Source organism: Methanocellales archaeon (assembly GCA_028715985.1).
Taxonomy (GTDB): domain Archaea; phylum Halobacteriota; class UBA148; order UBA148; family UBA148; genus UBA148.
The window spans coordinates 16,312-34,883 of record JAQUQR010000004.1; the positions used below are offsets into that span (position 1 = coordinate 16,312).

The 18,572-nt window shown below is 41.5% G+C and carries 22 protein-coding genes; 17 read left to right on the plus strand and 5 right to left on the minus strand.

What is annotated here, in order from left to right:
• Window positions 1-948 (plus strand): Fic family protein, encoded by a 948-nt coding sequence (locus tag PHI74_04775; protein MDD5485315.1) that lies wholly within the window; start codon window positions 1-3, stop codon window positions 946-948.
• Between the two features lie 9 nt (window positions 949-957).
• Window positions 958-1,152 carry a YwbE family protein gene (locus PHI74_04780; GenBank protein MDD5485316.1) on the plus strand — a complete coding sequence of 65 codons (195 nt, stop codon included), beginning with the start codon at window positions 958-960 and terminating at the stop codon, window positions 1,150-1,152.
• Between the two features lie 289 nt (window positions 1,153-1,441).
• On the opposite strand, the gene PHI74_04785 is transcribed toward PHI74_04780, so the two are convergent.
• A complete protein-coding gene (locus PHI74_04785) occupies window positions 1,442-3,205 on the minus strand; it encodes a DUF262 domain-containing protein (GenBank protein ID MDD5485317.1) in 1,764 nt (587 codons plus the stop codon).
• Window positions 3,206-3,390: 185 nt separating this feature from the next.
• Between PHI74_04785 and PHI74_04790 the strand changes: the two genes are divergently transcribed.
• The 3 genes from PHI74_04790 to PHI74_04800 are packed head-to-tail and all read left to right on the plus strand — an operon-like array spanning window position 3,391 to window position 5,621.
• Window positions 3,391-3,882 (plus strand): PadR family transcriptional regulator, encoded by a 492-nt coding sequence (locus PHI74_04790; protein ID MDD5485318.1) that lies wholly within the window; start codon window positions 3,391-3,393, stop codon window positions 3,880-3,882.
• Window positions 3,883-4,869, plus strand: coding sequence for an ATP-binding cassette domain-containing protein (locus PHI74_04795; protein ID MDD5485319.1), 987 nt, complete (start codon window positions 3,883-3,885; stop codon window positions 4,867-4,869). It abuts the gene before it with no gap.
• The gene (locus PHI74_04800) at window positions 4,854-5,621 is read left to right on the plus strand and encodes an ABC transporter permease (GenBank protein MDD5485320.1); all 768 of its coding nucleotides are present in this window, start codon (window positions 4,854-4,856) and stop codon (window positions 5,619-5,621) included. The genes PHI74_04795 and PHI74_04800 overlap by 16 nt, the downstream gene beginning before the upstream one ends.
• A 102-nt stretch (window positions 5,622-5,723) precedes the next feature.
• Here PHI74_04800 and PHI74_04805 read toward each other — a convergent pair whose 3' ends face one another.
• Window positions 5,724-5,888, minus strand: a complete 165-nt coding sequence (locus PHI74_04805; protein ID MDD5485321.1) for a hypothetical protein — start codon at window positions 5,886-5,888, stop codon at window positions 5,724-5,726.
• Between the two features lie 85 nt (window positions 5,889-5,973).
• Between PHI74_04805 and lsrF the strand changes: the two genes are divergently transcribed.
• The 6 genes from lsrF to PHI74_04835 all read left to right on the plus strand — a co-directional run bounded on the left by lsrF (window position 5,974) and on the right by PHI74_04835 (window position 11,886).
• Complete coding sequence (gene lsrF, locus PHI74_04810; GenBank protein ID MDD5485322.1) at window positions 5,974-6,771, plus strand: 3-hydroxy-5-phosphonooxypentane-2,4-dione thiolase; 798 nt, start codon at window positions 5,974-5,976, stop codon at window positions 6,769-6,771.
• Window positions 6,772-7,044: 273 nt separating this feature from the next.
• Window positions 7,045-7,467 (plus strand): hypothetical protein, encoded by a 423-nt coding sequence (locus PHI74_04815; GenBank protein MDD5485323.1) that lies wholly within the window; start codon window positions 7,045-7,047, stop codon window positions 7,465-7,467.
• A gap of 137 nt (window positions 7,468-7,604) precedes the next feature.
• Window positions 7,605-8,618 carry a hypothetical protein gene (locus PHI74_04820; GenBank protein ID MDD5485324.1) on the plus strand — a complete coding sequence of 338 codons (1,014 nt, stop codon included), beginning with the start codon at window positions 7,605-7,607 and terminating at the stop codon, window positions 8,616-8,618.
• Window positions 8,619-8,827: 209 nt separating this feature from the next.
• Entirely contained in the window at window positions 8,828-9,967 is a 1,140-nt protein-coding gene (locus PHI74_04825; GenBank protein ID MDD5485325.1) for a toll/interleukin-1 receptor domain-containing protein, read from the plus strand.
• A gap of 432 nt (window positions 9,968-10,399) precedes the next feature.
• Window positions 10,400-10,963 (plus strand): LemA family protein, encoded by a 564-nt coding sequence (locus PHI74_04830; GenBank protein MDD5485326.1) that lies wholly within the window; start codon window positions 10,400-10,402, stop codon window positions 10,961-10,963.
• Between the two features lie 17 nt (window positions 10,964-10,980).
• Window positions 10,981-11,886: a M48 family metallopeptidase gene (locus PHI74_04835; protein MDD5485327.1), complete on the plus strand. Its 906-nt coding sequence runs from the start codon at window positions 10,981-10,983 to the stop codon at window positions 11,884-11,886.
• A gap of 274 nt (window positions 11,887-12,160) precedes the next feature.
• On the opposite strand, the gene PHI74_04840 is transcribed toward PHI74_04835, so the two are convergent.
• Window positions 12,161-12,700 carry an Hsp20/alpha crystallin family protein gene (locus tag PHI74_04840; protein ID MDD5485328.1) on the minus strand — a complete coding sequence of 180 codons (540 nt, stop codon included), beginning with the start codon at window positions 12,698-12,700 and terminating at the stop codon, window positions 12,161-12,163.
• A gap of 151 nt (window positions 12,701-12,851) precedes the next feature.
• Between PHI74_04840 and PHI74_04845 the strand changes: the two genes are divergently transcribed.
• From PHI74_04845 to PHI74_04865, 5 genes are all read left to right on the plus strand, one after another.
• The gene (locus PHI74_04845; GenBank protein MDD5485329.1) at window positions 12,852-13,262 is read left to right on the plus strand and encodes a hypothetical protein; all 411 of its coding nucleotides are present in this window, start codon (window positions 12,852-12,854) and stop codon (window positions 13,260-13,262) included.
• A gap of 258 nt (window positions 13,263-13,520) precedes the next feature.
• Window positions 13,521-14,534 (plus strand): alcohol dehydrogenase catalytic domain-containing protein, encoded by a 1,014-nt coding sequence (locus tag PHI74_04850; protein ID MDD5485330.1) that lies wholly within the window; start codon window positions 13,521-13,523, stop codon window positions 14,532-14,534.
• Between the two features lie 12 nt (window positions 14,535-14,546).
• Window positions 14,547-15,083 (plus strand): aldolase, encoded by a 537-nt coding sequence (locus tag PHI74_04855; GenBank protein ID MDD5485331.1) that lies wholly within the window; start codon window positions 14,547-14,549, stop codon window positions 15,081-15,083.
• A gap of 4 nt (window positions 15,084-15,087) precedes the next feature.
• Window positions 15,088-15,735, plus strand: coding sequence for a deoxyribose-phosphate aldolase (gene deoC, locus PHI74_04860; protein ID MDD5485332.1), 648 nt, complete (start codon window positions 15,088-15,090; stop codon window positions 15,733-15,735).
• 156 nt (window positions 15,736-15,891) lie between these two features.
• Entirely contained in the window at window positions 15,892-16,482 is a 591-nt protein-coding gene (locus PHI74_04865; protein MDD5485333.1) for a hypothetical protein, read from the plus strand.
• Here PHI74_04865 and PHI74_04870 read toward each other — a convergent pair.
• Complete coding sequence (locus tag PHI74_04870; protein ID MDD5485334.1) at window positions 16,475-17,566, minus strand: hypothetical protein; 1,092 nt, start codon at window positions 17,564-17,566, stop codon at window positions 16,475-16,477. The genes PHI74_04865 and PHI74_04870 overlap by 8 nt on opposite strands.
• Window positions 17,567-17,788: 222 nt before the next feature.
• Here PHI74_04870 and PHI74_04875 point away from each other — a divergent pair, with 222 nt between their 5' ends.
• Window positions 17,789-18,166 carry a hypothetical protein gene (locus tag PHI74_04875; GenBank protein MDD5485335.1) on the plus strand — a complete coding sequence of 126 codons (378 nt, stop codon included), beginning with the start codon at window positions 17,789-17,791 and terminating at the stop codon, window positions 18,164-18,166.
• Here the strand turns inward: PHI74_04875 and PHI74_04880 are convergent.
• A complete protein-coding gene (locus PHI74_04880) occupies window positions 18,134-18,571 on the minus strand; it encodes a DUF371 domain-containing protein (protein ID MDD5485336.1) in 438 nt (145 codons plus the stop codon). The genes PHI74_04875 and PHI74_04880 overlap by 33 nt on opposite strands.
• Between the last annotated feature and the right edge of the window lies 1 nt (window position 18,572).

An 18,572-nucleotide genomic window follows, 5' to 3' on the forward strand; every position in this document is an offset into this window, starting at 1 on the left:
ATGGTCTATCTGGAGAAGATCGAGAGGGGAAGCAAGACCTACTACTATCTCACGAAGAATTTTAGAGTTAGTGGACAAGGGTGGAAGAAACTAAGGAAGTATGTGGGTGGCAACCCCCCCTCTAAAGAGCAGACCAAGAAAGCGATTGAAGAGATTGAGGCAGATGCACTGAAAAAAGGGCTCCTGAAACCCCTCTCTAAATACGCTTACCTGAGCGATGAGGAAGCAGAGAAATTGCAGGATTTAAAAGAAGTTTTTAACGAATGGCGCGGGAAACTAAGTGCTGTTGAGAAAAGGAAATACGAAGAAGACTTTGTCGTGAGGTTTACCTATAACTCGAATGCCATTGAAGGCAACCGTTTAAGCCTTCGTGAAACGAGCATGATTTTAACCGAGAACATGATCCCTGCCGGCGTTGCTCCCAATGATTACAATGAGGCGGTCAACTCAAAACACTGCTATGAATTTATGAAAAGGTATGCTGGTGAATTCAATCAGAAGTTTTTGCTGAAGATTCATGAGCTGCTTACGAGGAACACTGACTGCGAAATTGTAGGCAGTTACAGAGATTATGAGGTCAGGATTTCAGGTTCTGAATGGATCCCTCCCACCCACAAAAAGGTCAGAGAAGAAATGAGGAAAGTTTTCCAGTGGTATTATTCCGCCAGGAAGAAACTGCACCCTGTTGAATTAGGCTCGATCCTGCACAACAAACTGGTAAGGGTCCATCCGTTTGCCGATGGGAATGGGAGGACGTCCAGAGTTGTAATGAACTGGATACTGATGAAGAACGAATTTCCGATGTTTTACATAGAGCTGAGGGACAAGATGAAATATTATGAAGCGGTCGAAGAAGGGGACAAAGGCAATGATGAGGCGATAGTGCATTATGTTGCAAGGGTGCTGATGGAGCAGCTGAGTCAAAAGGTATCGGGACCTAATTTATAAGGGACGTATATGGATGGAACTAAAAGATCGAATATCAAGCCCGGGATAAGGGTGGCAATTGTGCTTAAGAAGGATCAGCGCTCAGGAAAGCTAACCGAGGGTATAGTTAAGGACATTCTCACGAATTCCGCAAAACATCCCCATGGGATCAAAGTCCGCCTTATGTCAGGCGAAGTCGGAAGAGTGAAAGAAGTTCTACGGTAGGATATCCCGATTTTCATAATATCGATTAAAGGATAATCCGGAATTGGTTAATTCGATCTTGGCCATTTTAGCACCTTTAAAATGATAGGCACATTTAAAACTATAGGTTAAATAGTTGATTAATCAACTATATAGTTGATAAAGCGACATTTGATTAAAATGCTTAACGAAGCTGAATTAAGAATACTCTCTGCCTTCTTCCCAGAGTTTGTAGTTGATTGAATGTGATTAATTATTCACCATTAAAGCGATTTTTCCAACAGCAGGATGCCGTTTCTTTTCGTGCGTTTCATAAAGAACAATAGTAATCTCTTATTTTCTTAGCCATTAGCAATCTTCTTTCCGTTAAAAACTCATCGTAATTATCAACATCCATTGCAACAATAGTTTCAGGTATGCAATTCATCGTTAAATTTTCTTTAAGGGATTGGGAAGTACCTATACCGCCATATTTTAGCTCGCCGCCATTGCACTGTTCTCTTAACGTATCAAAATATATCTTCGGTGCTTTATTGCCTATCTGGACATTTATCTCTGATTGCATATAAACATAGTTAGCAATCTGGTTGTATTGCCATCTTTTCAATCCACTTTTCTTTAGGTAATCTCTGGGAAATACGTGATGTATGTCTCCCCTATGAGAAATTAAATCTTTCACTGTTATGTCTTTTGATAAAAAGCCTTTATCATTTGATTTTACTTGTGCAGCTAAATAGACATTAAAGTTAGGACTACTTGACACAGAAGTATTGAGATTCTGTACTAAGGCGGCATCCCAAAAAGCATCAGATAAGTCAGCATTTTCAACGCTTTTAAGATGTTCTTCAAAGTCTTTACTTGAAATGTTTTTTATATCAAAATCAAACATAGATTCTGGAGAACCAGAGTATCTACCAGTCAGAATTGACAAAACAAACCATTTACGCACATATGTTTCTATCTCGGCAGGATTATAGTTCTGGGATTTTAGTTTGAGATACAGCATATATGCAAAGTTTAGGGCGTTTTGTGAGCGGATAAGCTTAGGAGAAATGAACCCTGCTGATTTAATTATCATTAAGAACCTCTTGAAATTGGTCTCATTAACGAAGTTTAGTATGCCTTTTTCAAGAGTGGCAAATGATTCCTTCGCTATTTCTTCTTCGTATGTCCTTGTCTCAAAATTCCTACCTGAGAGTAAACTAACCAAATCGGCTAATTTTCCTCTATTAAATTCGGATGTGAAAGCCACTCTCAATAAATCGTTATAATCAGGGTCATATAGGTCTTCTTTTTCGTTTCGTAACCATGACATCTTTTGGAAGTAGTTTGTGGTGGTAAACTCCTTGTCTACTTCAGTAATATGGGAGTAGAATTCAGGAGCAACTGCCAAATGACAGAAGTAGTCAATAAACTTTCTAAGAGTTGGGCCACCGTAACTTTCATTCGCTGCAATTTTCGACATAGCAAAATCTGCTTGGCTCAACACAACCCCTTGTGAGTTAATTCGTATGAAAATTTCTGTTACAGTTTCGATATCCAAGTCAGAATCCAACTCGATTAATCCAAGTTGTTTTTGTGTTATTTTCCTTAGATATTCTATCTTGTCAAAAATGAATTTACGGTCAATATTCTCATTTTTGGAGCAATATGTTTCGACTAAATTAAATACGTCCACATCTCCAGAAATTATTTTAGATATATCTGGCAGCCAGCTACTATCTCGCTCAATGGCTGTGTTAAGCACCTCAAATTTTTCTTTTAAAGGGTTAAAAGCTATTTTTATTTTCACTCTTTTATACTCTTTATCAATTACATGGTCTCCCAAAATCGCAGCAGTGAGTGCCGTTACACGTTGTTGTCCGTCAATAAGGATTTTCTTACCCTCTGCGGTAGTACCATCTTTTAGTTTTACATTTGGGTTACGCCAGGCAATTAAATAACCTATTGGATATCCCTGGTATAAAGAATCCATTAAATCTCTCACCTTTGTTGCATCCCAAACAAAAGGTCTTTGAATTTCGGGTATTGCTATCTCGCCTGCTTTTACCCACGAGAGAATCGTTTCTACCAAATGTTGATTGACTGAATACTTCTGCGTTTTCATCTTTTAATCACTTTTCTTTTAATCACTTTATTAGAATCAGTTCATTAAAACTTTTCTGGTATAGGTTCTTCAACCCCACCACCTTATTATTTCGACATCGAACGGTTCGAACACGAAATATTTAAATAGTTGTTCTGATACTACATAGCATCATGTTGGGTCCCTGGAGATTTTCGTCCCATAATGGAAAAGGAAGAGGTTTGCTTACCCTGTTTGTTCTTCACTCTCTGAACAAAGAGCCCAAGTCAGGCTATGGCTTGCTCAAGGAGATGGAGCAAAAGACCAAAGGATTATGGGTGCCGAGCAAGGGCACTCTTTATCCTATTTTGAGACAGTTGGAGGATGAAAAGCTGATACAGGTGGTTGAAAAAGGAAAGCGCTCCAAAAATATCTTTGAACTAACCCCCAAAGGAAAAGAAACGCTGATCGGCATAAGGGAGCACAGGAGGGAATCGAGAGAAAAACTTTTCCAGTTTAAAAATCTGTTTGTTGACATCTTCGGGGAAGAAGGGGAAGACGAAATAACAACGAAGGGCTTGATTTTTGATATGAGGAATATCATAGCTCACCTGCCTCCGGACAAAAAGAATCAAGCTGTTGCAATCCTCGAAAAATGTCTTGAGGATTTAAAGGGGATTCAGTGAATGTTTGCCATAAAGGTTGAAAACCTGACTAAAGAATTTGATGGGCTCATCGCAGTCGATAACGTATCCTTTGACATAGGAGCAGGGGAAATTTTCGGCTTGCTCGGTCCCAACGGGGCGGGCAAAACCACCATACTCTCCATGCTTTCGACGATATTGAAGCCGACCTCTGGCACCGCCGTCGTGAATGGCATGGATATACTGAAAGACGAGGACGGCGTGAGAAAATCCATCGGGATCGTTTTTCAGGACCCTAGCTTGGATGAGGAGCTGACCGCCTACGAGAACATGGATTTTCACGGTCGCCTTTACCGCATCCCCAAAAACCTACGCCAAGAAAGGATAGAGGAGCTTTTGAAACTTGTCGAATTGGAAGATAGAAAGGACGGGCTGGTGAAAACGTTTTCCGGCGGAATGAGACGCCGCTTGGAAATAGCGAGGGGCTTGCTGCACCATCCGAAAGTGCTGTTTCTGGATGAGCCCACCCTTGGCCTGGACCCGCAAACAAGAAATCGCCTCTGGCAGTATATCGAGGACCTGAACAAAGAGAAGGGCATAACCATCATAATAACGACCCATTACATGGATGAAGCCGACAGGCTTTGCGATAGGGTTGCAATAATAGATATGGGAAAGATCATCGCCCTGGACACTCCGCACAAATTAAAAGAAGATCTGGGCGGGGATGTTATTACCATAAAATCCCCTGATGCGGATAAAATTTATTCTAAGATTAAAGTCTCTTGGGTTAAACATATTGAGAGCAATGATGGCTTTGTCACAATTAACCTGGAAAATGCAGAAAAACATATTACTGAAATCGTTAATCTCTCGTCTCGTAATGATATTGATATTGAGTCCCTTTCCATTCACAAGCCCACCCTTGAAGACGTCTTTTTGAACTTTACAGGCAAAACCATAAGGGACCAAGAAGTCAACGGCAGAGAACACATGCTAATGCGTCGGAGGTTATGGAGGAGGAGATAACAGTGGATGTAGTGTACACCATCTGGCTAAGGCACATCAAACGTTATATTCGCTCCAGAAGCAGGATCGTTGGTAGTCTGGGAATGCCCCTCTTCTTTTTGCTGGTACTGGGTTTCGGGCTTAACTCAGTTGTCAACCTTCCAGGTATGGGGCAGGATTATATGGGATTTCTCATTCCAGGAATAATCTCTATGAGCGTCCTATTCACCTCGGTGTTCTCAGGCATTCAAATAATCTGGGACAAGCAGTTTGGGTTCCTGAAAGAAACGTTGGTTGCGCCCGTCTCAAGAATGGAGATCATGCTGGGTCAGACGCTGGGCGGTGCAACAACCTCACTTATTCAGGGGCTTATCATACTTGTTTTCTCATTGTTTTTGGGATTGAGCATATCAAACCTATATGGATTTTTCGTTGCATGTGCATTTATGGTGCTTATAGGACTTTCTTTTACTGCTTTTGGCATAGCGATAGCCTCAAGAATGGAGGATATGCATGGCTTTCAGCTCATTATGAATTTCGTGATCTTTCCCCTCTTCGGGCTTTCAGGGGCACTATTTCCTCTGAATAGCCTACCATCTTGGATTAAGCCCCTTACATTGATGGACCCATTGGCCTATGGCGTTGAAGGCATAAGATACGGCCTGTTGGGAACTTCTCAGATAAACCCCTATTTTTGTTGGATCGTGCTGGCCGGATTCACCATTTTTATGATGACCTTCGGCTCTTATCTGTTTAGAAAAATTCAGATATGAGGTTTTTGGAGAGCCCGCTCTACATTAAAAGGCTTCAAATGTTAGAAAGCTAGCAGAGCTATCTTTAAATATCGGCATCAAGAATATTTATCGTTCATCATGTCAGTCGTCGGGTATGTGGATTACAAGCAGAGAGAATTTTGTAACGATGTGATGTGTCCTGTCCAGTTGGCTTTGAACGCCCAAAAACGGGACTCCGAAGAATATCAAAAAATGAGGCAAACCTGTCAAACCGATTGCAAATTTACCACCTGGCAATTTCATCATTGGCTTATTGAAAAGGGTTATTTAATCGTTAGACCTGAAGACTAAAATACCATAAAATAAAACATGTGAAGGAGATGTGGATAATATGGATTGGGGTATGGAAAACAGGCTTTCAAGGCTAATTCAACCTGATGGTAGGGCTCTTTTTTTGCCCATAGATCACGGATATTTTCAAGGACCGACACGTAAATTAGAGGAGCCAGGCAAAACGGTTGAACCCCTGCTACCTTATGCAGATGCCATCATGCTTACAAGGGGAATACTGCGTACGTGTGTGGATCCCATGAACTCCAAACCGATTATTCTCAGGGTATCCGGTGGCACGAGCATGGTCGGAGAGGACTTGGCTAATGAGGGAATTATCACTTCCGTGAGAGATGTCATCAGGCTCAATGCGAGCGCAGTGTCTCTTTCCATCTTCGTTGGCAGCAAATACGAGCATGAATCGCTGCTAAATCTTTCCAACCTGGTTAACGAGTGCGAGGAGTACGGCATTCCAGTGATGGCGGTCACAGCCGTGGGTAAAGAGCTGGAAAAGCGTGAGGCACGATATCTTGCTTTATGTTGCAGGATTGCTGCCGAGTTGGGCGCAAGGGTGGTAAAAACGTACTATTGTAAAGAAGGTTTTGAAAAGGTGGTCCATGGCTGCCCCGTACCGGTGGTTATCGCTGGTGGGCCTAAGGTGGAGTCCGAGCTGGAGGTCTTCGAGTTTATTCATGACGGCATCCAGAAAGGCGCCATAGGCGTAAATTTGGGAAGAAACGTATGGCAAAATGAACACCCGGTAGCAATGATCAGGGCTATTCGATCCATAATTCATGAAGATTGCACCCCGAAAGAGGCGCATGATTTGTTCAACAGCCTTAAGAAGGGCAAGCAGTAGTTAATAATGCGCACGGAACGACTGAAGGCCACGTGCCCGACCATAAATACTCCATCAAAGGTGTTTGGGTGAAGGAGTAATAAAATGTTGTGGCGATACAGGCGAATAAAGCATGGCAGAGATAAAGACCTAAGCAAGATAAAGAGTCCTTTAGATAGTTTAGGTGTGAAGAGGTGAAAACGAAGAAATAGTTCAGATATAACACCAAAATGGAATGATATACGAACCAAGTTCTGATATAAGGAGTTATACGCAATGTTCTCATCAATATAAATGGAGGGTAATACAATGTGGCATCTGGATGACGAAACTAAATACGTGAAAGTGCACTCGTTTACTTTGCCTGAAGCATTTACCTATGCGGATACAAGAGAGGGCCAGACTGACAAGGATAAAAGAGAACGTATCCGAGCCAAAGCTGCTGAAGATTTTCCTAATAACATTCCTCCTGTTAAATGGTGGGCATTTCGTATCTCTGTCAAAAAATCGGGCAATAGGCCTTTCGATATTGAAAACGTTCCCAAGCTTATTGTAGATGCGTTCTGCGAATGGCAAATTCAGAAAGATGCGTCAGAGTATATAAAACTAGGTCTCTTTGAAGATGATACTATTGATTTCGTGAGGGTAATTGAAGTTGGTGGAATGCGGAGTCAAGAGGAGAACACCACCCAAGTGGAGATCTTCGGATGCAAGTAAGAAGAACACAGCGTATAACACAGCATAAAAGGTTCGTGCCTTACGGCACTCACCCAAATCCTTCACTCATACTCAGGACTTCCTTTATGCTGAAACCGTTAGGCGAAAGTATCTCCAATTAATGGAAGGGAACTAACATGACCAATTTAAGGACGCTCAAATACCTGCTAAATTACAATGATTTGACAGATGATTGGAACCTTTCCTATGGTATCACAAAAAACCGAAGCGATGCACTACTCACCAGTCCTAAACATTCCTTTTTTAATCCACTTTCAGAAACAGCGCTAACACTATTCTTACTTGGGAATATAGACGGATGGAAGCAAATTGGAACACTAAATATTTTCCCAAGAGATAAGGATTCTAAATGGAATAAAACTTTTTTTGATAATATTCGTTCATCCATAAATATTTTCAATAATATCCCCTCAAGAGATAATTTATGGCTTTATAACAGAGAATTTAAAGAGAAAATTTTCGGGAGTGATGAAATAGACATCCACAGATCAATTCTTTTGTTTGAATTCGAAATGATGAATAGTGCCTTTCATCCCGTGCAACGTAAGGCATTTAAAGATCTTTCTTTCGTTGCTATTAGAAATATGAGAAAATGGTCTAAGTTTGATGCTGTGCTTATAGTACCCAACGAGAAATTATTTATTTTCTTTGAATCAAAATTAACCAGCGATATCTCTCAAAATACAAAGAAATATCCATATATCAATCAAATTATGCGAAATCTTGAATCTGCTTTTCTTTTAACTAATCATCGAAACAGTCTCTACAAAGATTGGAAATTTAGATATGTTTTCATATGTCCAAGAAAAATTGATCAATATAGGTTGACGCGTTATTCTTGGGTATTAAATTCTATTGAGAAAAGTATATCTATTTTTAGGGAAATTATAAACAATGAGTATGAATCTTCAATCAATAAAGAATGCTACTCGGAATTTGAATTATTCGCAAGGCAAATTCCTAGCTGTATTATCAAAGTTTATTGGGATGATATCGGCAACATATTAGAAAGTAAAGACCGAAAATTTTTCAACAATTATCTTGACCGTTTAGAAGGTGCAGGTTTAGAAGAAGAAAAAATCGAAAACATAAAGGAAAGATTTAGAAAGGTAGGAATGAACGTCAGTTAATATGCACCAATATAAAATAACGATACCTTCGCCTAACAGATCGTATCTGGCTTCGTGCTTTCGGCACTCCGCCCCAATTCCTCGCTACGCTCGGAACTTCAGATACGCTCAGCCGTTATCTGCAATTGCGGGCAAAATAAGGGAAGAATACGGAGGGTAACTGTACGCACATAAGATGAGGGTCATAACTTGTTACAGGAGGCTGTTATATGCCTTGGGATGTTTTTATATGCTATGCGAGTGAGGACAAAGAATCTCTCGTACGACCGCTTGCTGACGAGCTACGTCGTAGAGGTCTATCGGTTTGGTATGATGAGCTTTCACTCACAGTCGGCGATAGTCTACGAAGATCGATAGATCGTGGTTTAGCGCAATCTCAATTTGGCATCGTTGTGCTTAGTACGCACTTTTTTAAGAAGGAATGGCCACAAAAAGAAGTGGATGGTTTAGTCACTCGTGAAACAGGTGGAGTCAAAGTTATACTACCAGTTTGGCACAATATTGGGAAGGAAGAGGTTGCCCGCTACTCACCCATGCTTGCTGATCGTGTTGCTGTATCCACTTCTAAAGGCTTGGAATATGTTGTTACTGAGCTGTTTCGGGCTATCCAACAAAGTAAGAAAGGGAAATCCGATACCCCCGAAGTGCAAAACTCAGCCCATCTAGAAGCTTCTTTCCACGTAGGAAATGAAGCCAATTTGATCGGAACCATAGAGGATATAGAAGCAACTGTAGATGAAGCCTTATATAGGATTGAACAAGGTTATGATCCACCATTTACAATAGAGATTGCTGCGGTAGACAATGTTAGTCGCGAGTTTGCTGAGATAAGTCAGAAAGTCTCCCCGTCACCTGAAGATCGGAGAGAAAGGATCCATCTAAAAAAAGAATTAGATCGGCTTCTTGATGCCAGAGATCGCGTTAAGCGCGGGGTATTATACATCCTTTGTGAACAGTCTCTGAAGCCTTACACATCTTCGAGTAGGAGAATCACTAGATGTATTATGGGATACTTTTGGTTGTTTTCTAGGGAGGCGCATACTCCTTTTAACCCTTGGAAGCTTGGCTTTACAGGGTATGACCTATATCGATTCCGTTCACCCAAGTTGTCTACTACCATCTGGCTGAATCAAGAAGAGGATGCCTTGGTAAGCAAACTAGATCCAACAGGCATAACTTTTCAAATGGAAGCGCGATGGACTGTCCTTGAATTGCCAGACGATGTGTTACTATATAAAGCAATCCCGCAAATTGTCTGTGAGGTAATAAAAGCTAAGGATAGACAAATTGAAAATCCTCATGGAGACAATCTGTTGGATTTATCCAAATGGTATTTCGGGTTGCACTGACACGTGGGAGTGGAGTGATAGTCAAACTCTCAAATATCATTTTGAAAGGATATGCCCGCAACAGCAGATAACACAGCATATACGCTGCTGGCTTCGCCCTTGCCCTTCGGGACATTGCTCCCTTCGGTCGCAACATCGTATATGCTAGGAGCGTTATATACAATCGGCTTCGGGACGCAAGAATTATAAATTAGTTTAATTTAAATAAATATACGGTGGGTGTAAAAATATAGGTTTTGGAACATAGGTAGATTTAAAAATGCCAGGTATATGAAGTCAATAATGCTGTTTTTCTTTTATTTTAATGATCCAACTTTTGTTTTAGCAGCAATCAAATAAAAAATAATTCTGTTGTATCTTTCTCTCTGGTTACGATACATTTAAATAAAAAACGATATTACCCCTCATTAAAAATAACGGGGGCAATTAGATATGAATTGGTTATTGACAATAGCAGTAATAATAGTGCTGATATTTGTCGGCATATTACTTTGGTTATGGAGCTTTTACAACAGAATGATTAGATCTGAGAATCGCATAGATAATGCATGGGCACAAATCGACGTACAACTTAAACGAAGAGCGGACCTCATCCCAAATCTGATGGAAACCGTCAAAGGCTACATGAATCATGAGCGTGGAACCCTTGAGGCTGTTACAAAAGCGCGGGCTTCTATAATGAGTGCGAAGACGCCACAGGAAAGCATGGATGCAAACAATATGTTAACCGGAGCATTGAAAACACTTTTTGCTGTTGCAGAAAGTTATCCTGATCTTAAAGCAAGTCAGAACTTCCTGAGTCTTCAAGACGAATTGACACATACCGAAGAGAAAATAGCCTATTCAAGACAACACTTCAACGATTCAGTATTAGTATTTAACAATACCATAGAGACGTTCCCCGGAGTGGTATTTGCTAAAAGAATGGGCAAAAAAGAAAAGCAGATGTTACAAATCCCGGAAGCATCCAGAGAAGTACCGAAAGTGGCATTCTAAATTTTTTCTTTGATACCATGGAAAAACAAATGCTGTTAGAGGACCACATAAGGAAAAACAAGCGGGACACTGTACTTATCTGTATGTTCATGGTCCTTCTTCTTTTTAGCGTGATATTTGCCATAGGTTTGGCACTAGGCTCCCCTCCTTATTTTACCATAGCAATCGCTTTACCCATAGCCTTGTTTTACATTATGATCACCTATTCTTTTTCCGTTCAGACTGTCATTTCTGCTGCCGGTGCTAGACCCGCAAATCCACAAGTTCGTGAAGAGAAACTGCTGATTTATAAAGCTGAAGAAATGGCTATCGCTGCGGGTTTGCCGCCGCCTAAGGTTTATGTTCAGGATTCAAAGGACATCAATGCCTTTGCGACAGGTAAGAAGCCGGAAGAATCCATTATCTGTGCTACTACCGGTGCTATTCGGCAATTGAACAATGAGGAGCTTGAAGGCGTTATTGGTCATGAGATGAGCCATATAAAGAATCGGGATATTCTTGTGATGACTGTTACCGTGGCAGTGGTTGGAACCATTGCTATTCTCGCCGAAATAGCCTTGAGGTCTCTATTCTGGAGCGGTGGTGGACGAGGAAGCAAAAAAGGCAGCGGTGGAATAGTCCTCATTATAGCCGCTGTTATTTTCATTGTTTTAGCGCCGCTGTTCTCGAGGCTCACTTATCTTGCCATTTCGCGGAGAAGAGAATACCTTGCTGATGCAGATGGGGCATATCTTACCCGTAATCCCGAGGGTCTTGCGGCGGCTTTGGAGAAAATAAAGAATGATTTGCCTGATGATCCAAAAGGCTCTAAAACGGTTGCTCCGCTTTACATTGCAAATCCATTTAAGAGGGCTTTACGTAACTCAATTTGGTCAACCCATCCACCCTTGGATGAAAGAATAAGAAGATTAAGATCGATGTAAAATTACTATTTTAGTTGATCTTCCATAAGCAACTAACAAGTTGTAATTCCAAGCCCGATAATACCTAAAAAATATGCAAATTTTTGAAATCCATTGGCATTTTCAAAAAAGATAAATTTTTGGATACAACGTAAAGTAAAACAAACCAAAAATTATGCCTGTAACACGATTAGAACCTTTTGCAGTTAAAAAAGGTGTTTTATGTTTTCCTTAATTTAGAAATCAAAAATGATATAAGCCATAAAAAAATAAAAAGGTGGGAGGGGGGCTGTATCTACTTAATCTCAACCTTCTTGGTCTTGATCTCTGGCTTCGGCTCAAGCTTGGGCAGCATCACTTTCAGCACACCATCGGTCATCTCCGCTTCAACATCCTCTGATTTGATTTCCTCAGGCAATTCAAGGCTACGGAAGAAGCTCATGCTGCTGCGTTCGCGTCTTAGCCAGTTCTTCCCTTTATCTTCTTTGCCTTCCTCATGCTTTGCTGATATCTCTATTCCAGTTGGGGTCACCTCTATGTTGATATTCTCCTTGGGCATTCCAGGCATTTCCGCGCGCAATTCGAATCTGTCCCCCAGGTCAGCGACATCCGTTAGTGGCATTCTGGTCTCTGAAAGGGCACTGATAGCTCTCCGGCTACCAAAACCCAATGGCACAAAGAGATCATAAAAGCCTGATCTGAAATCGTCGAACATTCTGTCCATCTCGGTCCAGAGGTCAAAGGGCCTCACTGAAGTAATCTCTCCCTCTTTTTCTTTTGGCCTCACGGCCAATTTGTCTTCTTTATCTTTTTCTTTATCTTTTCTTAGAACCATATGGCTTCACCTCCTTTTTGCATTTATTAGAGGCGTCGTATGTATTATAATACAAACTTCCTTAAATACTTTTCGTTTTTGTTGATTTAAAATAAACTAAATAGCAAACATTTAGAAATATTTAAATAGTTGTTATTATCTATGTTATTACATGGCAGGGAGAATAATATTAAAAAAATTTGATTATCCTGTAACTGGAGACCTAAACGACGATATAGACTTCATATGCAGGTCTTTCGGCTATTTTACCCAACGAGATAAACAGGACACTGCTGGAAAAATCTTCAGATTACTCGTCAAAGAAGTTGCGGAGGAATCTAACGGTTTGAGCAGCGATGATATCGCCGATAAACTACATCTAACGAGAGGGACCATTGTTTACCATTTGAATAGTTTCATCTCATCGGGTTTGGTGATCAGAGAGAATAATACGTATCGTTTGAGATCCCAAAGTCTGCAAAAATGCATCGATGAAGTCCAAGAGGATATATACAGGATGCTTAATCAAATGCGAAAAATCTCTAAAGATATCGACAATAAGTTAGGTCATTATTACCGATGAGTACCAGTAATTAAGGGTTAAGTGGGTTGTAAGATCGTCTTTCTTAATAAAATGCTTGAAATTTGAAGGTTGTTATTTATTTTATTGATTGCGACTAGAAGACTAACATAGCATATTAACATCACATCAGCTAGCAGCGTAGCCTTTAGCGCTCTGCCGAAAACCCTCCACGAACTTCTGTTTTTATCCGCAAGATTTTGTGCGCCATCTTGTAAAGCGCCGAAAAATCCTTTAATCCAGAAACCATTAAAGCTGTTGATGCGCATCGCAATGTATTATAGTAACGATGATGTTCGCTTAGAGGAGATGCCTATCCCACAAATCGGCTCCAGCGAGATATTGGTAAAGGTGATTGCAAGTGGCATATGTGGCAGTGACGTAATGGAATGGTACCGCATTAGAAAAGCCCCTCTGGTGCTCGGTCATGAGATTACGGGGGAGATCGTTGAGATGGGAAAGGATGTAAAAAAATACAAAAAAGGTGATAGGGTCTTCGTTTCTCATCATGTTCCTTGCAACACATGTCGTTATTGTCTCAGCGACCATCAAACTGCTTGTGAAACTCTGCACCAGACGAACTATGATCCCGGTGGTTTTGCAGAGTTTATCCGGGTGCCGCAAATAAATGTTGACAGGGGTGTATTTTTGCTTCCTGAAGGGATGTCCTTTGATGAAGGGACTTTCATCGAGCCGTTGGCTTGTGTTGCGCGAGGATTGAGACTGGCAAATATGAAAGCAGGATTGAGCGTGTTGGTCATGGGCAGCGGTGTTTCTGGATTGCTGCACATACAGTTGGCTAAAGCACTTGGTGCAGCTCGAGTCATCGCTACGGATGTGATTGACTATCGTCTCAGGGCGGCAAAAAAATTCGGAGCAGATGCGACCCTACACGCCAAGGAAAATGTGCCGGTTGAAGTGCGTAAGATGAATGAAGGAAGGCCGGTAGATCGTGTTATAATATGCACCGGGGCACTTCCAGCTGCTTTGCAGGCAATTCGGTCAGTAGACAAGGGCGGCACTGTATTGTTTTTTGCAGTGCCTGGTGTTGACGTCCCCATTCCCATGAACGAGCTTTGGCGCGATGAAATAACCCTGATGACATCCTATGGCGCAGGACCTAAAGACCTTCAAACAGCTCTCGAATTGATAGGCTCCGTCAATGTTAAGGATATGATAACGCATAAATTCGGCTTGAAAGACACATCGAAGGGCTTTAAGCTTGTGGCAGAGGCTAAGGAATCCCTTAAGGTGATTATTGAGCCCCAGAGATAAATGTTAAAAGAGATGGTGAAGTTCGGAAAGAAGCTTGCAGAAGACGGTTTAGTGAGATCTCACTTTGGCAACATCAGTGTTAGGATCGACAACAAGATGCTCATAACCAAAAGAGGTGCAATGCTGGATGGGCTCTCTAAGAACAGTGTTGTCGAGGTCGATCTTGAAGAATCAAAAAGTAGGGTAGCTTCGATGGAAGCGAAGGTTCACAGGGAGATATACAGAGGAACATCCGCACTTGCCGTAATCCATGCACATCCCGTATATGCGGTGGTCGAGTCGTTGATTTTGAGCCAAGATAAGATAATACCCGTGGACTGTGAAGGTTTGTACCACCTCCGTGAGATACCTATAGTCGAGGGCAAGGCAGGTTCAAAAAAACTTGCCGATAACGTATCCAGTGTGCTTCGGGATTACAAGGGCGTTATAGTAAGGGGGCATGGCACTTTCACAGCAGGGAAATCCTTAGAAGAAGCATACGTTCTAACATCCATGATCGAGCACAGCTGTAAGGTAAAATATCTTCTTTCAATGGCGACTCAATGGTGATGAGATGAAGATCACGAGAGAGCAGCTGGCAAGTATGATCGACCACACCCTTCTAAAGCCAGATGCGACCGCTAAGGACATAAAGAGAATTTGCGCTGAGGCCATCGAGCACAATTTTGCATCTGTTTGTGTCAATCCCATTCATGTCTCCTTGGCTGCGAAAATGCTGGAGAGGATGAACATCAAGGTGTGCACCGTCATAGGGTTTCCGCTTGGGGCGAGTACCACTGAGACCAAGGTATTCGAAGTGAAAAACGCTATCAAAAACGGAGCGCAAGAGGTGGACGTGGTGATGAACATCGGCGCATTGAAATCCGGCGATTATGAGGTAGTTAAAAAGGATATAAGGGCAGTCGTGAACTCTGCCGGAGGCTCTGTCGTCAAAGTGATCATCGAGGCAGGGCTTTTGACAGATGAGGAGAAGGTGCATGCATGTAAGCTTGCAAAAGAGGCAGGTGCAGATTTCGTGAAAACTTCCACTGGTTTTTCTGGCAAAGCGACCGTCAGCGATGTCAAGCTAATGCGAGATGCATTCGGAAAGGGTGTTAAGGCATCTGGTGGAATCCGCACATACGAGGATGCCATTGCTCTTGTCAAAGCCGGTGCTACACGAATAGGCACGAGTGATGCACTTTCGATTGTCAAGGGTTAGATGCCTTTGTGTAGGGTGTGGTTAGCGCTATTTTCAGCGTGTTCACGTGTAGGAGAAGAGCAATGCACCTATAGTTATATTCATTGGTATCGCAAATGGAATCTTGTTTGTGACTATACTATACAAACCCAGGAATGCGCTCCGTTAGGATGCAATATGAGCGTATGCTCTGGCTGCTCTGAAGTAGGAGAAAAATGCAGTACTCCTAAATGCGAGCAGACATGTGAATCATGGACAAATATCGATCCTGCTCTGATTGGCACAGATGCCGAGATGCCATTCTGGCCAGTAAATCACGCTGACCCGGAATGCGATGAAATAAAGCCAGAAGAATGCTCCACAGCATCTAACTACAGGTGCAATTCCAACTGCAAGATAACATATGATACAAGCTGCGGAGGATGCACTAGTAACGCAGACTGCAACAGCCCAACCAAGCCAATATGCAACACTAATACAAAACAGTGCGTGGAGTGTTTGACAAATACACATTGTATTGATGCTGGTATAACTTGTGGACCTCCACTAGGAATTTACCCTAATAGATATGCTAGATGTAATAATCCAACTAATAAGCCAGAGGGACCCAATACCTATACCTGTTCTATTTGTGGTCCATGTTATACTAACTCAGATTGTGAAAATAACTTCTGTTGTGACCAAGATACTACTTTGCCTGTAAGTAATAGAGGCACCGGGCAATGCACTAACCAGATATATAATAAAAAATATCTTTGCACTAGTTAGGATTAATTGGCTTAAAGGTAAAAGAATTGTAAAATCCATCTGGTGTTGAAAGAGTAAGAAGATCGTAAAGTCCGTATGGTGTTGATAAAGTTATATTCGGTTCGTTTAATCCACCTATATAATCCGCTAAAAATGGTTCTTTAAACATCCAAACACCAGTTAATCTCTTTTTATAAGATACCAAAGGTTCGCTATGAGTCAATGGGTTGCCGTGAATGGTCCTTCCTGAGGGATAATCTGCACTACTATAATAAGATGCTAGGGGCACTTCCATTGACCTGCTAACAAGTGAAGAAAATTGAGAAGAGTTTTGTTCGCCAACTATGTATCCAGACCACCCAATGACAAACAATGGTGCATCTTCTCCATTATCAAACATACTATCTCTTACCTCTAAAAAAGCAGCAGTGCTATTTTTCCAACCTGGAGCTGCACCCTTGGAAAAGTATTTAGCTTCTTCATAATCTTTGGACTCTTTATCGCTATAAAAATTCCTTACTCTTTCTCCCAACACTTCCTGAGGCGACTTTTTATCGGGAGATTCAGACGTAACGTTCTTTAATCCATAACCCAATCCCTCGAGATTATACTCTATTTTACGATTGCCATCCAAAATGCTTTTTATGTCAATTGTTCTGAGGTTTGCAGGCAGTAAAATCTGCCTCAAATCCATATCGCTGTAGTATTTTAATTTGTCATTTAACTCCACATTCTCCAGCCCGGGAAGAACAAAACCAATAGCTCCTTTAATGTAATCCCATGCATTGTATGTAGTCTCTCCTATCTTCACTTCAATTGTATCCAGATTATTAAGGTATATGTCATCCCTTATCTGCAATACAGCCGCATTTATTACTCTCTCATCATGGTTTTTGATTTCAGGAACATAGGATAACAGGTCTCTATTTATCTTTGATTCTAATGTTTCTGCTGGCGTAGGAGCAGGAGTTGAAGTAGGAACAGGCGTAGGAGCAGGAGTTGGAACAGGTGGTTCTTTAAAATATTTCAGAAATGCCACATATCCCGTAGTAACTAATGCTCCAGCAGCAAATGCGCTTTTAATAAAACTCCTTCTACTGTACACGTTATCCCTTTATTATGGGTGATTACCCTGACACTCTGCAGAATCTTTATAGGATCGATTATACGGTACAGATTTATTTATCTATATTGTATTGATAAGATTAGATAAGATAACTTAATTTATAAACCATAACGACATACATAATTTGAGGGAGGGAGGTAAATCCGGACTGATAAACTCGGCGGTACACTGCTGAAGCAAATTCGGGACAACTATTTTGTCGTGACACTGGCAATATCCGTTGCCATGGCACTGGTCATGCTTGGAATCGCATTTGGAATCATATATATGTTTGAGTCTGAAAAGAGTCCCATTCACCCAGCCTTTGTGTTGATGATCGGAGCGATCTCCTTCATTATGGGCTCCGCGTTTTTCAATAGCAGAGGCGCACATCAACTTAAGTCCCTAATTGGCGGGGGTGTTATTGGATTCTCATCCACATTTGTCATCGTATCGATAGTGGGTAGCATCCGATATGCGTATGCCATATATGGTACAACCGGTGGACCTAGTTGGGAAATGCTGGTTTCCATGTTAGCGGTTTGTATGGTTGCCTCAATGATCATCCTAGAATTCGTGTTGTATAGGCTCCGCGATTAACTTGATAATGATCTCAACGTCTCTCGCTTTTATCTTTTTTACAAAACCTTGGCCAAGGTGAAGTGCAGCCTTATCTGCATGAATCATCAGCGTTCTACCGCAGGTGTATGACCCTATTCTTCCGACTAGGTCCTTTTCGTGCGAAAACGTCAAATTCGGATGTCCACGCCCAATTATCCGCTCATGCAACCCTTCCGAACTGAGGTCCGCTATTATCCGTGTATCTGGCAGCCTCGCGAGCCGTTTAAATTGAGCTGAAAGATCCATTGCGCCCTTATCTGCTGATACGGCTATGATGCAATCCGCACGCTCAGATATCTCATCATCCTTGGTGATCTCAAAAGTGGTTTTATGTCTTGCTAGGATATTCGGATGCCCACGTGCGTGAATGATCTCTGTAGCCACA